At 61.0% G+C, this 13,749-nt stretch carries 13 protein-coding genes; 3 read left to right on the forward strand and 10 right to left on the reverse strand.

Annotated elements, in window-relative coordinates; translation table 11 throughout:
* Nucleotides 1–15: 15 nt before the first annotated feature.
* A complete protein-coding gene (locus VSR68_RS07430) occupies nt 16–1,068 on the reverse strand; it encodes an alpha/beta hydrolase (protein ID WP_342939200.1) in 1,053 nt (350 codons plus the stop codon).
* Between the two features lie 145 nt (nt 1,069–1,213).
* Nucleotides 1,214–1,606 carry an MAPEG family protein gene (locus VSR68_RS07435; protein ID WP_342939201.1) on the reverse strand — a complete coding sequence of 131 codons (393 nt, stop codon included), beginning with the start codon at nt 1,604–1,606 and terminating at the stop codon, nt 1,214–1,216.
* A 340-nt stretch (nt 1,607–1,946) separates the two neighbouring features.
* Here VSR68_RS07435 and VSR68_RS07440 point away from each other — a divergent pair, with 340 nt between their 5' ends.
* Nucleotides 1,947–2,888 (forward strand): GlxA family transcriptional regulator, encoded by a 942-nt coding sequence (locus VSR68_RS07440; protein WP_342939202.1) that lies wholly within the window; start codon nt 1,947–1,949, stop codon nt 2,886–2,888.
* A 1-nt stretch (nt 2,889) separates the two neighbouring features.
* On the opposite strand, the gene VSR68_RS07445 is transcribed toward VSR68_RS07440, so the two are convergent.
* The 8 genes from VSR68_RS07445 to VSR68_RS07480 all read right to left on the reverse strand — a co-directional run bounded on the left by VSR68_RS07445 (nt 2,890) and on the right by VSR68_RS07480 (nt 11,097).
* Nucleotides 2,890–3,243, reverse strand: coding sequence for a potassium channel family protein (locus tag VSR68_RS07445; RefSeq protein ID WP_342939203.1), 354 nt, complete (start codon nt 3,241–3,243; stop codon nt 2,890–2,892).
* Complete coding sequence (locus VSR68_RS07450) at nt 3,189–3,377, reverse strand: hypothetical protein (RefSeq protein WP_342939204.1); 189 nt, start codon at nt 3,375–3,377, stop codon at nt 3,189–3,191. The genes VSR68_RS07445 and VSR68_RS07450 overlap by 55 nt, the downstream gene beginning before the upstream one ends.
* Before the next feature lie 27 nt (nt 3,378–3,404).
* The gene (locus VSR68_RS07455; RefSeq protein ID WP_342939205.1) at nt 3,405–4,865 is read right to left on the reverse strand and encodes an MdtP family multidrug efflux transporter outer membrane subunit; all 1,461 of its coding nucleotides are present in this window, start codon (nt 4,863–4,865) and stop codon (nt 3,405–3,407) included.
* Nucleotides 4,862–6,958, reverse strand: a complete 2,097-nt coding sequence (locus VSR68_RS07460; RefSeq protein WP_342939206.1) for an FUSC family protein — start codon at nt 6,956–6,958, stop codon at nt 4,862–4,864. The genes VSR68_RS07455 and VSR68_RS07460 overlap by 4 nt, the downstream gene beginning before the upstream one ends.
* 9 nt (nt 6,959–6,967) lie before the next feature.
* A complete protein-coding gene (mdtN, locus tag VSR68_RS07465) occupies nt 6,968–8,026 on the reverse strand; it encodes a multidrug transporter subunit MdtN (RefSeq protein ID WP_342939207.1) in 1,059 nt (352 codons plus the stop codon).
* Between the two features lie 4 nt (nt 8,027–8,030).
* Nucleotides 8,031–8,312, reverse strand: a complete 282-nt coding sequence (locus VSR68_RS07470; RefSeq protein ID WP_342939208.1) for a YtcA family lipoprotein — start codon at nt 8,310–8,312, stop codon at nt 8,031–8,033.
* A gap of 380 nt (nt 8,313–8,692) precedes the next feature.
* Entirely contained in the window at nt 8,693–9,700 is a 1,008-nt protein-coding gene (gene cydB, locus VSR68_RS07475) for a cytochrome d ubiquinol oxidase subunit II (protein WP_342939431.1), read from the reverse strand.
* A complete protein-coding gene (locus VSR68_RS07480; protein WP_342939209.1) occupies nt 9,700–11,097 on the reverse strand; it encodes a cytochrome ubiquinol oxidase subunit I in 1,398 nt (465 codons plus the stop codon). The genes cydB and VSR68_RS07480 overlap by 1 nt, the downstream gene beginning before the upstream one ends.
* A 529-nt stretch (nt 11,098–11,626) precedes the next feature.
* On the opposite strand from VSR68_RS07480, the gene VSR68_RS07485 reads away from it, so the two are divergent.
* Together VSR68_RS07485 and VSR68_RS07490 are read left to right on the forward strand one after the other, a co-directional pair.
* A complete protein-coding gene (locus VSR68_RS07485) occupies nt 11,627–12,127 on the forward strand; it encodes a DUF305 domain-containing protein (RefSeq protein WP_342939210.1) in 501 nt (166 codons plus the stop codon).
* Nucleotides 12,124–13,602 (forward strand): YncE family protein, encoded by a 1,479-nt coding sequence (locus tag VSR68_RS07490; RefSeq protein ID WP_342939211.1) that lies wholly within the window; start codon nt 12,124–12,126, stop codon nt 13,600–13,602. The genes VSR68_RS07485 and VSR68_RS07490 overlap by 4 nt, the downstream gene beginning before the upstream one ends.
* Nucleotides 13,603–13,749 lie beyond the last annotated feature (147 nt).

Consider the following 13,749-nt stretch of genomic DNA (forward strand, 5'->3'; position numbering starts at 1 on the left):
TCGGCACGTAGGCCCTTAGTAGCTGGCAACTTCGATCACTGCGTCCGCAAAGGCCTTGGGGGCTTCCTGCGGCAAGTTGTGACCGATTCCACCAGTGATGGTCCGGTGCGCGTACTTGCCCACGAACTTCTTCGCATACGCCGCAGGCTCCGGATGAGCAGCGCCATTCGCGTCGCCTTCGAGGGTGATCGTCGGCACAGTGATGACGGGTGCGGCCGCGAGACGCTTTTCCAGCGCGTCGTATTGGGGTTCCCCGGTTGAGAGACTCAATCGCCAGCGGTAGTTGTCGATCACGATGGCAACATGATCCGGATTTTCGAAGGCTCTTGCGGATCGCTCAAACGTTGCATCATCGAAGTTCCATTTCGGGGACGCAAGTTGCCAGATGAGCTTTGCGAAGTCGTGTCGGTTGGCTTCATAACCCTGCCTGCCACGCTGAGTCGCGAAGTAGAACTGATACCACCATACGAGTTCCGCCTTCGGCGGCAAGGGCGCCTTGTTGCCCGCCTGGCTGCCGATCAGATAGCCGCTCACCGAAACCAGTGCCTTGCAGCGCTCCGGCGACAGCGCGGCGACGACATTGGCCGTGCGCCCACCCCAGTCGAAGCCGCCGAGGATGGCCTTCTGGATCTTCAGCGCGTCCATCAGTGCGATGACGTCGACGGCCAGCACCGACTGCTGGCCATTCCGGACCGTATTGCCGGAAAGAAAACGCGTCGTACCGTAGCCGCGCACGTACGGAACGATGACCCGATAGCCGGCCGACGCGAGCCGAGGCGCGACGTCGACGAAACTGTGGATGTCATAGGGCCAGCCGTGCAGCAAAATCACGACCGGGCCGTTGACCGGACCAACTTCGGCATATCCGACATTCAGAACGCCGGCATCGATCTGCCTGATCGCACCGAACGAACTATTCGACATCGCGTTGTCCGCGCTTGCAGCGGGCTGGCTCGACTCCTCGACTTGCGCGTTCGCCAGCCCGCTAAAGACCGATTCCATCGCACCCACGCTGACCACCGCCGTCCCCAGAAAGCGTCGACGGCGGGTGTTGATCTGATTCGACATCGGTACCTCTTCTCTTCAGGTTCAGTCATATCGCTGTGAACGCGCGCGGTTTGAGTCGACACTGCACACTTTGCGCCGACCGCGAATGGCGATCGTCGTATCCATTGCGATGAGCGACGGACAATCACGCGACGCGATCAAAGGGCTAGTGGCCAGTGAGCAATGCAGCACAGAGGCCCGCTCCGAAGGCGTATGTTCCCAAAGCCCCGATAGCTCGGGCCGGATTGGGTTTCTGCATGGACGGCCAGGCAATTAGCGCGACCACCAGGAGCAAACGGCAGGCAGTTGCGCCGACCATGCACCAGAGCTGCCAGTAAGGCGGATGCTGAGAGCCGAGGTACAAACAGAGCACCGCCAGAAATGGGACGTACTCGGCGGTGTTACCGTGAGCGCGCACCAGTTTGGTCAGCAACTGATCGGGTTCAGATGCGTAGCCACTTAGCACGCCGACGCGAGAGCGCAGGATTGAAACGGAGAGTCCAAGAGCGAACAGAGGGAGACCAAGGGCAGCGGTACAGGTCAGTGCAATGCTATTCATTCAATACCCCTCGCGCGACACCGAAGCCAGCATGTCAGGTCCGCGCGCAGAGCATAAACGTCGCGCCAGGGGTGTTCGAGAAATCGGGCTTGGGCGTTGAGGTCAGATCCAGGAATGTCTGGATCTTTCGATTGTGTGTGCATATGCATATATATAGACAAAAGCAGTCGGGAAGATGGCAAAGCGGTATGTGTATGGTGAGGCATCTGACAGCGGCTTAAAAGACAAAAACGCCGCGTTTTGGGACAATCAGTGCTCGCGATATGGCTCCAGAATTGCATCGAAATCGTGGCAAAGCTATGCTGGCTCCAATTGCCGATTGCGGCATTTTGAGACATCCATGAAGACCGTAGCATTGTTGATCTTCCCGGGGTTCGAGATTCTCGACCTCGCCGTGATTACCGTATTCGAGTTGGCGAACAGGACGCTCGGGTACGAGTCCTACCGGCAAGTTCGGCTGTCCGAAAACGGGGGGCCGGTTCCGAGCTATTCGGGCGCGACCGTGGACTCGTGCAAGTTCCGCAATGCGGCGTTCGATACGCTGCTCGTCCCAGGCTCCATTCCGGTTCCGAGTTCCACACCGAAAATGAGGTCATTCCTGAAGCGCGCCGAGCAGGCTTGCAGGCGAGTGGGCAGCATCTGCACGGGCGCGTTCATTCTCGCGGAAGCTGGGGTCCTCGATGGTCGCCGTGCAACCACCCACTGGTCCGCGGCTCAGGAGCTTCAGCGGCGACACCCTCAAGTGAATGTTCTGCCGGACCGGATCTTTACGAACGACGGAGGCATATGGACATCGGCCGGCATGACCGCATGCATCGACCTGGCTTTGGCCATGGTGGAGGAAGACCATGGAGCGAAGGTGGCAAAGGCCGTGGCAATGAGTCTTGTGGTCTACCACCGGCGTACCAGTGGCCAGTCCCAGTTCTCGGCGCTGCTGGAGCTTCAGCCCAGGTCCGACCGCATACAAAAGGTGTTGTCCTTCGCCAGAGCCAACCTTCACAAGGACCTTTCGGTGGAAGCCATCGCTGACATCGCGCACGTGAGTCCTAGACAGTTGAGCAGAATCTTCAAGACTGAGACCGGACAGTCTCCTGCGCAGGTGGTGGAGAAACTGCGCGTCGATGCCGCTCGCAGCCTCGTCGATGCCGGAGAGCTCTCACTTGCAGTAATCGCGAGGGAGACTGGATTTGGGGACACCGAAAGGATGCGCAGAGCATTCGTCAGAACGCTGGGCCAACCTCCGCAAACAATCCGCCGGGTTGCCAGGCAGCAGGCTGCCTAATCTAGAGAGGCGTGCCTCTCGAACTGCGCTTTTTCGCCGTTGGCCTCAATCGTTCACGAATAGAGGTTGATGGTTTTCGTCCACGGATGACACGAGGATGCGCGTTCAACGTGGCACGATACCCGCGCGTAGGGCCCGCCGCCTGGATGCCGAAAACGACGGAAGCCGTAGTGACGCCCGTCACCAGTAAACCCTGCAATCCGAACACGACAGCGACGATGCGGCCAATCGCGGTGGTCGGCACCACGTCGCCGTAGCCGACGGTCAACGCAGTCACCGCACAGATATAGAATGTTTCGCTCATCGATGAACGCGTTCGCGTGCCTGCATTGACCGCGCCTCCAGCCAGGTACATCGCAATCGACAGAATAAGAAAAGCAGCAGCAGAATTGCCAGAATACCGCGCAGGTGCCAAAGAATCTGCGCGGTTTCCGTGACGGCGTCGCGCGGCGAGATACGCGCGCCGACCGGGTCGGTGTCGTTGTCCATGTGCCTGACCTCACAGGTAAGCGCCATTCAGCGCGGCTTCAATTCGACGGGCGGATCGGCGCGATAGCCGCCACCGAGCGCTTTCGTCAATGTGATCTCCTGACTGATCATCTGACCGTCGAGCGTGAGCAGCGCGACCTGCTCCGCGATCACTGGCTGGCGCGCTTCGAGCGCAGCGAGACGGCTCGTCAGTCCGCGCTGATAGTGGGCCTCGGCGCTGTCTCTCGCGAACGCCAGCGATTCGATTCGCTGCTTCTGCAATTCGCTCTCGGCGTCGAGGGCCTGGAGACGACTGCCCGTCTGCGCGACATCGCGCACCGCATTGAGGACGGCCTGGTTGTATTGCTCGATGAGCAGGTTGCTGCCCTCGCGCGCGCCGCTCAGGTTCGCGTTGAGCCGGCCGCCGTCGAATATCGGCAGATAGAGGCCCGGAATCAGGTTGATCTGCTGGCTTGCATGCGTGAAGAGGTCCGCAAGATGCAACGCGTCGAAGCCGAAAAACGCCTTGATGTCGAAGCTCGGATAGAACGCCGCCTTCGCCGCGTCGATACGGTCGAACGACGACTCGACATACCATCGCATCGCCTGCAAATCGGGCCGCCGCGCAAGCAGTTCATACGAAAGCGTCGCGGGCAGCGCGGCTTTCGAACGAGGCAGCGCGACGGGCTCGATGGCGGGCAGTCCGTCCGGACCCGCGCCGATCAGCGCGCGTAACGACTCGCGAAACTGCTTGATCTGCGCTTGCGCCGACACGATCTGCCGTTCGATCGCCAGTTGCTGCGCGCGTGCGTCTTCGAGCAACGTGCGGGATTCGAGACCGCACGCCGCACGCGCTTCGTGGGCCTGCACCGCGAACGCCGCGACCTCATGCGATTCGTTCAGCAGATCGATCAGCTGATAAGTCGTTTGAATGCCGTAGTAAAGCTGCGCGATATCCGTCGAGATTTCGAGTTCGACAGCGGACGTCTCGGCGAGGCGCGCATTGCTCACGCCGACTGACGCGGCAATCTGCGCGCGCTGCTTGCCCCAGATGTCGACGTTCAGACTCGCGCCGAGCCCGACGATGCCTTCCGTGTACCACGGGCCTGTCAGCCCCAAAGCCGGTTCGTTCTGCGCGAACGGGCCGAGAAAACCGTGCGCGGACACATGCTCGCGATTCAGCAACGCCAGCGCGGTTATCTGGAGACTCGATCCCGTCTTGACGAGTTCCACATCCGACTTGGCCTGCGCGACGCGCGTGCGCGCGATCACCATCGTCGGCGCATTGCTGAGCGCCTGATCGATGAGCGCATCGAGCTGCGCATCGTGGTAGCGCGTCCACCAGCGCGCGGCGGGCCAGCCCTCACGCGCGAGATGGACGTCGTCCGCGAGCGCAATCTGCTCGGGCGCGATTTCGGTATACGGCGCGCTGTCGTGATGGATCAGCGCGCAGCCCGCCGCCATGCACGGCATCCACACGCAGCACAAGACGGATCGGAGCCATTTCATGTTCGCAACGCCTGTCTCGATACAGCCGCCCCCGAAGCGTCGACGCGCCAATCCGGCAGTCCCGCTACCTGCCGCGACAATTCGTCGGCGGCGTTGGCGAGCGGCGCGTCGGCGGGCCCGGTGACGGGCCCGGCCATCGCCGCGCGCGACGGACCATGCGCGGCGGGCGGATCGGCGTCGAGGCCGTCGGCGTATCGGTCGAGATCGGTGGCGGCCCGTTCCCGCGCCGAGCGCACGTCATCGGCCGTGCGCGGGCTCGCCGACGCGCCATGCGCCGACAGCGCGTTAGCCAACGCATCGCTTGCCAGCATGATCTCGCGCGCTTGCGCGAGCACCGTCTGGCCGCGCATCGTGAGCTGTGCGTGCTCGCCTTCCTGCCAGCCGGGTTCCAGCGCCACACGCGAGAGCGTCGCTTCGCAATCGGCGAGCACGGCCCACGCCTGCAACTGGCGCTGAGCATGCAGCAGCGCGTCATGCCCGCCTTCGGCCGCGAGCGGCGCGCGCAGCTGCACGGCGATCGCGCGCAGCATCGTGGCGAGCTTGTGCCGCAGCACGTCGCCCTCGCCTTCACGCCAGAACGACATCTGCACGAACGTCGCCACGGCGACGCCGAGCAGGATGCCCACCATCCGGTCACGGATTTCGGTGAGATCGGTGATCGGCTCGAAGCGCGCGAGCAGCGCAAGCGAGAACGTGAACATGATCTGCGTGCCGGCATAGCTGATCCGCTCGGACCCGGCCGCGATCCACGCCGAGATTGCGAAGACAGGCATTGTAATCAGCAGCAGGCCGACGATATTGTCGAAATGTGGCACGACGAACACTGTCATGAAGAGCGCCAACGCGCTGCCAACGAGCGCGCCCGCCAGCCGAAGCAGCGCGCGCTGCGTCGACGCGCCGAGAGTCGGCAGCGCGACGATCACGCACGTCAGCATGATCGTATGGATGCCCTGCCAGTCGACCGCGTTGTAGAACACGTAGCACACCAGCACGGCGAGCAGCGTCTTGAACGAGAAGCGCAGGTATGCGGGATTGCTCCACGCGTCGGCCGCGATCATCGGCTCGTCCGGTGGCGGCTTGCCGGGCTCCGCGTCGCGCGCGACAAGATGGGCGTAGGCATGCAGCGCGCGCCGTGCTTCGGCCGCGGCGGGCATCGCGTCGGCGAAATCGCGTTCGTCGGGCGCCGCCGTTTCGATGTAGCGATAGGGTGCGTCGGTCGTCACGGATTCGTCGAGCGCCCGTGCGTTCGCGCGCAACTCGCGCACCAGCGCATGCGCGGCCGGCGTGCGCGCCGCCGTATCGGGCCAATCGCTCGCGCTGCGATAAAGACGCGACACCGTCGCAATGCGCGCGAGCTGCAACGCCTGGTTCTCGCGATAGTGTGCGTCGCGCATCGTCGTTAAGCGCAGCAGCTTTTGCAGCGTGATCGCGCCCTGCTGGACCATCTGCGGTGTGACCGGGACGGCCTGCGCGCCGCCATCGAGAAGATGCGCGAGCCGCGCGTCGAGCGCCGCGAGTTGCCGATGCATCTCCGCCTTCAACTGCACGCGCGGCTCTGCGGGCAGCAGCAGCGTGTTCACGATGAGCGTCAGCGCGATCGCATAGTTGATGGCGACCCACACCCACAGCACCGCACGAATCAACAGATCTGCCTGATCGATCCGGTCCACGAAGCTCTGCACGTAAATCACGACGATCGCGACCACGAAGAATACGGGACCGATCTTCGTCACGCGAAGCAGATACACGCTGCAGAAGAACAGTACGCTCGCGACGACGATGCGCACCAGCGGATAGTCGAACGTGAACTTGAGGAGCAGGATCGACAGGCCGATGGCGAGTGTCGATCCGACGATGAACAGCATGCCGACGAGCCGCGTGACCACGACGTTCGACTGCGTGACGTAGAACACGACGATCAGCGAAAGCGCGACTTCTGGCACTTCGAGCGCCATCGACGCGACGATCACGATCGCGCTCGTCAGCAGGCAGCGCAGCATCACGTTGACGCGGCCGGGAAACGGCGCGAGTTCGCGCGCGAGGAAGACGCCCGCATCGCGCAGCGTATCCGGCAGATGATCGGCGGCGGCCACGTGCGCTCCTTAGCGGCGTTCGCCATCGTTGCCGCGTGCTGGTTGCAACACGGCAACCGCCGACGTGCCCACGCGAAACAGCTCTGGATTCGGACGATCCACGAGGATTCTGACCGGAAAGCGCTGCGCGACATGAACCCAGTTCAGCGTTCGTTGTATGCGCGGCAATCCGCCAGGCAACGCGAAGCCGGCTTCCTCGGATGCGACGCCATAGCCGATCGAATCGACGCTGCCCGCGAAGCGCTGGTCCGCGTCGCTCATCAGGTAGACGGTGGCGGGCGTTCCCCTTTTGATGCCCTTCAATTCCGTCTCGCGGAAATTGGCGACCACGTACCAGTGTCGTGTGTCAATCAGCGTGAAGACCGGTTTGAGCGCCGTCGCGAACTGGCCAGTCGATGTCTTCAACCCCACGACACGTCCGTCGAACGGCGCGCGCACCGTCGCGTATTCGAGGTTAAGTTCGGCGATCGCGATTTCCGCCTCGATGACGGCGCGTTGCGCGACGAGCGCATCGACGCCGCTCACGGCTGCCACCGCTTGCTGAGCCTGCAACTGCGCGGCGCTCAGCTCGGCCTGCGTCGCGCGTTGCGCGGTGCGGGCGCGGTCGACGTCCTCCGCCGACACATAACCGCGCGACAGCAGTGGCTCCATGCGATGCAGCGTATCGGCGGCCTGATTCGCCGCGGCGCGCGCCCGCTCGACAGCCGCGCGCACGGACTGTGCGTTGTACTGCTGCGCGTTGACGGTGCGCTGCGTCAGCTCGATCTGACGATCGAGCGCGACGAGCGACGCCTTGCCTCGCGTGAGCGCATCCTGATACGGGCGCGGGTCGATGCGAAACAGAAGATCGCCCTCCTTCACCGCCTGGTTGTCGTGCACGGCCAGCTCGACAATGCGCCCGTTCACCTCCGGCACGACATCGACGGTGTCCGCATAGACATAAGCGTCGTCAGTTCGCGGCGAACGGTCGAGCTGGCGAATCACGAGCAGCAGCAACAGCAGCGTCGCCACGATCAGGACAATGGCCGGCCATGCTCTCTTTTTCTTCGTGTCGGGAGCCGTCGCCATTGCGTCACCTGAACATTACGAGCCAGACAGCAAAGGAAAGGAAAGCGACGAGCGTCGGATACACCAGCGCCGAAGGCCCGATTGCATGATCGGTACGCAGCCGCTTGAGAATCACGTAGACGACGATCGTCAGCACCACGCCCGCGACGATGCAGAACAGCCAGTCCGGAAAGTATGCACCGAGCACGGCGATGGATGGCGAACTCACGCACCCCGATGTGAGCATCGCGGCGACGGTCGCGATGCCGAGCGCAGGCGGCAGGCATGCCCCTCTGTCGAATCGCATGTATCGCTCCAAGATGTGACGTGTCGCCGAAACCAGCGTCACGCTTTTGGCTTTGCCCAGGCAATCTGGATCAACCTCAGTGCTTACGAATAACCACGTCCAGGTTTGTCGCAAGGAAATCGCAAAAGTGCACTCAACAGCTTAAATATGAGCGATCCCGCTTCATTCCTGTGAGCGACGTCTATACTTTGCGGACGGATGATCTCCCGTTGACAAGCGTTAGCACCTATGAAAAAGAGACAGCTTCTCTGGTTCGTCGCACTTTGGATGCTAGGCGTCTTGGGCGCGGGTCTGCTTGTTCTGCCGTTTCACCTCCTGGTTGCGGCTGCAATGCGACGATAAGCACTACACATTCGCACTAGCAAAGAAGAAACAGATTGTCAGTGGTAGCCCGGGTCACGCTCGGTTACCTTTCCTCTGAACACCCAATACTGCATCGCGTTATAGACCAGAATAATGGGAAGCACGATGGCTGTGCCAATGAGCATGAAGAGCTGGCTCGAATGGCTGGACGAGGCTTCCCATATCGAGACCGAAGGAGGCACGATATTCGGCCAGATACTGATTACCAGTCCGCTGTAGCCAAGGAAGCAAACACCGAGAGTCAGCAGGAAAGGCGTTGCTTCATGCTCAAGACGAATGGAGCGCAGGATGCCTAAAACACACGCTGCGACAAGTACAGGGACTGGAAGGAACCATATCAGGTTGCCGCTTGCAAACCACCGATGCGCCACTGCGGGCAATCCAATGACCGTCCAGACGCTGACAATGCCGATCACCGCGGACAGCAGCCAGATCAAACGCATCATGAGGAACCGCATCTTCCGCTGCAGATCATCCTCGGTCTTCAATATCAGCCAGCCACAAGCCAACGTGGCGTATGTCACGAGGACGCCGATTCCGCAGAAGAGACTGAATGGAGACAGCCAGTCGAAAGCGCCGCCGACGAATCGGCCGTTGACGGTCTCAGTTCCTTGTAACAACGAACCCAATACGATCCCCTGACAGAACGACGCCAGAGCGGATCCACCCATGAACGCCAGATCCCAGGCGTGCTGGGTTCGTGTGGCTTTGCCCCGGATCTCGAATGCGGCTCCGCGAAAGATCAAGCCAATGACCATCAGAATGAGCGGAATGTAATTCGCGGGGAGCAAAGCTGAATAGGCGATCGGGAACGCCCCATAAAGCCCTGCGCCACCCAGAACCAGGAAGGTCTCGTTGCCGTCCCAAACGGGAGCGACTGTGTTCATCATCACTTGCCGGTCCTGTGCGGCATCGAGAAAAGGAAAAAGAAGCCCGATGCCAAGATCGAATCCGTCGAGCATCACATAGATAAACACACCGAGGCCTATGATGCACGCCCAGACGATGGGAAGGTCGACGACCATCACGTCAATTCTCCCGGTTTCATCGCATTGAGGGCGCGATTGTTCAACACGGGATGCTCGCGTGTTTCCTCCTGTTCGGTGTGCGCCGCCGGCCCACGCCTGAGCATCTGAAGCATGTAATAGACTCCCGTACCGAACACAAGCATGTAGACAATCACAAAAATCAGTAGCGACACGCCCACCTGCTGAGCGTTGACGGGAGAGACGGAATCAGCTGTGCGAAGGACGCCATAGACAGTCCACGGCTGACGGCCTACTTCCGTCGTGACCCAACCGGCCAGCAGTGCGACGATTCCCGACGGACCCATCAGCAGCATCATTCGTTGATACCACTGGGCCTCGTAGAGACGACCATTTAGGCGAAGCCCCAGGCCCACGAGTGTCGTCAGAAACATGAGCATGCCTAATCCCGCCATGATTCGAAAACTCCAGAACACGATCGGCGAGTACGGACGATCTTGTGCGGGAAACGCCTTGAGTCCTTTAATCTCGCCATCCCAGGTGTGCGTGAGAATCAGACTGCCCAGATGGGGCACTTGCACCGTATATCGCGTCACTTCGGCTTGCATATCGGGAAGACCGACCAGATTGAGAGGCGTGCCACCCTTTTCCGTTTCCCATAGTCCCTCGATGGCTGCGATTTTCGCTGGCTGATGCTTCCGCGTATTGAGCCCATGAGCATCGCCTACCGCGATCTGCACCGGTGTTATTACGAGCAGGATCCAAAGTGCCATCGAGAAGCTGGTCAGGATGGCCTTGTCGCGTCTTCCCCGCAGCAGGTGCCATGCTCCGCACGCCGCAACGACAAATCCGGCGACGATGAATGCCGCGATCGTCATGTGCGCGAGCCGGTATGGAAACGATGGATTGAATATAACCTTCCACCAGTCAACGGGAACGATACGACCGTTCGCGATGACAAAGCCTTGAGGAGTTTGCATGAAACTGTTGGACGCGAGAATCCAGAACGTCGAGACAAGCGTTCCGAGTGCGACCATCAGCGTGGCGAAAAAGTGTGCTCGTGGGCTGACTTTGCTCCACCCGAAAAGCATGACTCCGAGGAAACCAGCCTCGAGGAAAAATGCAGTCAACACTTCATAAGTCAGCAACGGACCCGTGACACTTCCGGCGACGGTTGCGAACCCGCTCCAGTTCGTCCCGAACTCATAAGCCATGACGACACCGGAGACGACGCCCATGCCGAACCCGACCGCGAAGAAACGCGACCAGAAGACGCAAAGCTCCTTGTACACGCTCTCGCGGGTGACGAGCCATCGCCACTCGAGCACGGCCAGGAAGCTGGCCATGCCGATACTGATTGCCGGGAAGACAATGTGAAAGGAGATTGTGAACGCAAACTGCAGGCGGGCGAGATGTATGGCATCGAGGATATTCATGGCTGAGCCTGCCGGATACCGTCCTGAGCCAGGACTCTTACGTTATAGATACAAGCCTCGAAGTACGCAACGACCGCTGAAGAGAATGCTCGCTAACTTCTCGCCGACGCGGCTGAAACCGGCGGCGACTCATCGCCACCGGGGCCGACTCCGCTACGTTGCTGACACCCGGCCTAACCAAGCCGACGTGAACGACAACTATTGGGCACGCAAGCCACATCGATCGGATAGCGCCGAGCAGCAGTCGACCCGCATCAGCCGTTCGGACCGCGGCGGTACCAAGGCCCGCTTCCGGAGTTCTTCGGACCTCGCTTCGCTCCGATCTATAACCAGAGTGGGCAATGCGAGGGCATCTTCGAATCGTCCTTCTCACGCGCCACCATGCCTGCACGATCCGATGACCTGCGCGATAGTTCATGGGTAATTTGACAGCACCCGACAGCGATGCCGTGGCAGCCCAGTCGCGTCTGAAACCCTCGTCTGCGCGAAATCCAATGAGATACCTGTTTGCCACAACGGGAGAACCATCGTGCGTATCCCAAGCCCTCCAAACGTGCGGACGATCCTGAAGATCATCATTGCCGTGGCGATCCCGGCGCTTTGCGACACGCCCGCCTTGACGGCGGGCTTACAGACCGACGCTACGCCTAATGAAACACCCTTCCTGGCGGAGAACCATGCCGCCATGACAAGAATGATGGACGGCATGTCCGCGAGACCGACGGGTGACGTCGATCGCGATTTTGTCGCAATGATGGTGCCTCACCATCAAGGTGCGATAGACATGGCGCAGGCCGAATTGCGTTATGGACACAACGAACAGCTACGCCGTATCGCGCAAGAGATCGTCGTCGAGCAGCAACAGGAAATCGTCGCCATGCGCGTCGCACTCGGTCAACCATTGCCAGCACCTGCCCCGGCTCCGGACCAGCAACAGCCCGCTTCCATACCTGCCGCCCCTGCTCACCGGACGCCCGACCACGGCATGCCAATGAACATGCCAAGCCCTATGCAAGGGGAGCAAAAATGAAACACGAATCCACCATCGCCATAGCGTTGTCTGCGGCCGCGCTGGTAACAGCGCAGATCGCCTGGGCTGGGCAGGCCCCTGGATCGCAGTCCGATCCTGACATTCCCATAAGCCATCACGATCGCGTTTACGCTGCTGAACAGTTCTCGAACACCGTGTCGGTAATCGACCCCGCCGACAACAAACTGCTCGGCCTGATTCGCCTCGGCGATACGTCGCCGGGCAATTTCAGTCCGTTGTACAAAGGTCAATTGCTTGTGCACGGCATGGGTTTCTCGCCGGACCATCACACTATTGCGGTGGTCTCGATCGGATCGAACTCGGTTTCATTCATCGACACGCAGACTAACGCCGTCAAGCATGTCACCTACGTCGGCCGCTCTCCTCACGAGGCTTTCTTCACGCCCGATGGAAAAGAGGTCTGGGTGACCGTGCGCGGCGAAAACTACGTTGCGGTACTCGACGGAAAAACATACGAGGAGAAAGCACGCATTACTGTCCCGCCTGGCCCCGGCATGCAGATATTCTCACCGGACGGGAAGTACGGTTACGTCTGTTCGTCCTTCAACCCGGAGACCGATGTGGTGTCCGTGGCCGACCATAAGATCGTCGGCATGGTCAGGCAGGCCAGCCCCTTCTGTCCCGACCTGGCGGCAACGCCCGATGGCAAGCAGGTCTGGTTCACGCTCAAGGACACCGGCAAGGTCCAGGTGTTCGATGCAAGGCCGCCATTCGCGCTGGTCACAACACTGGATACAGGCCCAATCACGAATCACGTGAATATCGTGCATAACGACAAGGGCACGTTCGCTTACGTCACCGTTGGCGGCCTAAATGTGATCAAGGTATTTCGGACCGACGACTTTTCGCAGGTCGCGACGATACCTGTCGGCAACTTGCCGCATGGGCTATGGCCGTCGGGGGACGGCAGCCGCATCTATGTCGGGGTCGAAAACGCCGATGCGATGACGGCGATCGACACACTGACCAACGCGGTCATCGCAACTGTGCCCATTGGCCAGGCGCCGCAAGCGGTCACCTATGTGCCGAATGCGGTGCCGGAAGGTGATGCTACGCAGAACCTGCAGACGCTCGGCCTGGCTGGCCAGAGTGTCCATATCACACTGGTGCCGGCGGGGTCGGGCAAGACGGCGGATACCGCCAATGTGCCTACGACTGTCGCGTTGTTCGACCAGGGGCTCGTACAGGTTCTCCAGGCCGCCGTCACTGGCCTGCAACCGAAGCAGCCCTATATACTAGGTCTTGCCGATAACGCCGATGGAACGGGTGACCTGCAAGTGCTCGCGAATTTCATGTCCAATCCGGCCGGCTCGGCGATCGTCAATGCGCTCGGGCAGATTCGCCAACTGGTCACACCAGGAATGGGCAATGCCCGTGACAAGCGCCGCTACCTCGTGGTTGCCCCGCAAGGGTCGGGCAAGCCTGGGGCTCCGGTACAGGTCCAGTCGCCATAACCTGGTCCGCTACCCCGCCTCGTTCGCGGCCGCGGAAGTGTGTGCGGAGCGGCTATCTGATTCTGGCATTCACGGTAACGACCGCCGTTCTCCGCCTCACGCAACCGGTGTAACGAGCGTCAACGCCACTATCCTTTCGATTTTCGA

Origin of the sequence: Paraburkholderia phymatum, assembly GCF_038900715.1 — a bacterium.
Taxonomy (GTDB): domain Bacteria; phylum Pseudomonadota; class Gammaproteobacteria; order Burkholderiales; family Burkholderiaceae; genus Paraburkholderia; species Paraburkholderia phymatum_A.

What these genes read in the sequence shown, in the direction of transcription:
- VSR68_RS07430 (WP_342939200.1), bottom strand. Translation starts at nt 1,068, where the DNA reads ATGTCGAATCAGATCAACACCCGCCGTCGACGCTTTCTGGGGACGGCG.
- VSR68_RS07435 (WP_342939201.1), bottom strand. Translation starts at nt 1,606, where the DNA reads ATGAATAGCATTGCACTGACCTGTACCGCTGCCCTTGGTCTCCCTCTG.
- VSR68_RS07440 (WP_342939202.1), top strand. Translation starts at nt 1,947, where the DNA reads ATGAAGACCGTAGCATTGTTGATCTTCCCGGGGTTCGAGATTCTCGAC.
- VSR68_RS07445 (WP_342939203.1), bottom strand. Translation starts at nt 3,243, where the DNA reads ATGTACCTGGCTGGAGGCGCGGTCAATGCAGGCACGCGAACGCGTTCA.
- VSR68_RS07450 (WP_342939204.1), bottom strand. Translation starts at nt 3,377, where the DNA reads ATGGACAACGACACCGACCCGGTCGGCGCGCGTATCTCGCCGCGCGAC.
- VSR68_RS07455 (WP_342939205.1), bottom strand. Translation starts at nt 4,865, where the DNA reads ATGAAATGGCTCCGATCCGTCTTGTGCTGCGTGTGGATGCCGTGCATG.
- mdtN (WP_342939207.1), bottom strand. Translation starts at nt 8,026, where the DNA reads ATGGCGACGGCTCCCGACACGAAGAAAAAGAGAGCATGGCCGGCCATT.
- VSR68_RS07470 (WP_342939208.1), bottom strand. Translation starts at nt 8,312, where the DNA reads ATGCGATTCGACAGAGGGGCATGCCTGCCGCCTGCGCTCGGCATCGCG.
- cydB (WP_342939431.1), bottom strand. Translation starts at nt 9,700, where the DNA reads ATGGTCGTCGACCTTCCCATCGTCTGGGCGTGCATCATAGGCCTCGGT.
- VSR68_RS07480 (WP_342939209.1), bottom strand. Translation starts at nt 11,097, where the DNA reads ATGAATATCCTCGATGCCATACATCTCGCCCGCCTGCAGTTTGCGTTC.
- VSR68_RS07490 (WP_342939211.1), top strand. Translation starts at nt 12,124, where the DNA reads ATGAAACACGAATCCACCATCGCCATAGCGTTGTCTGCGGCCGCGCTG.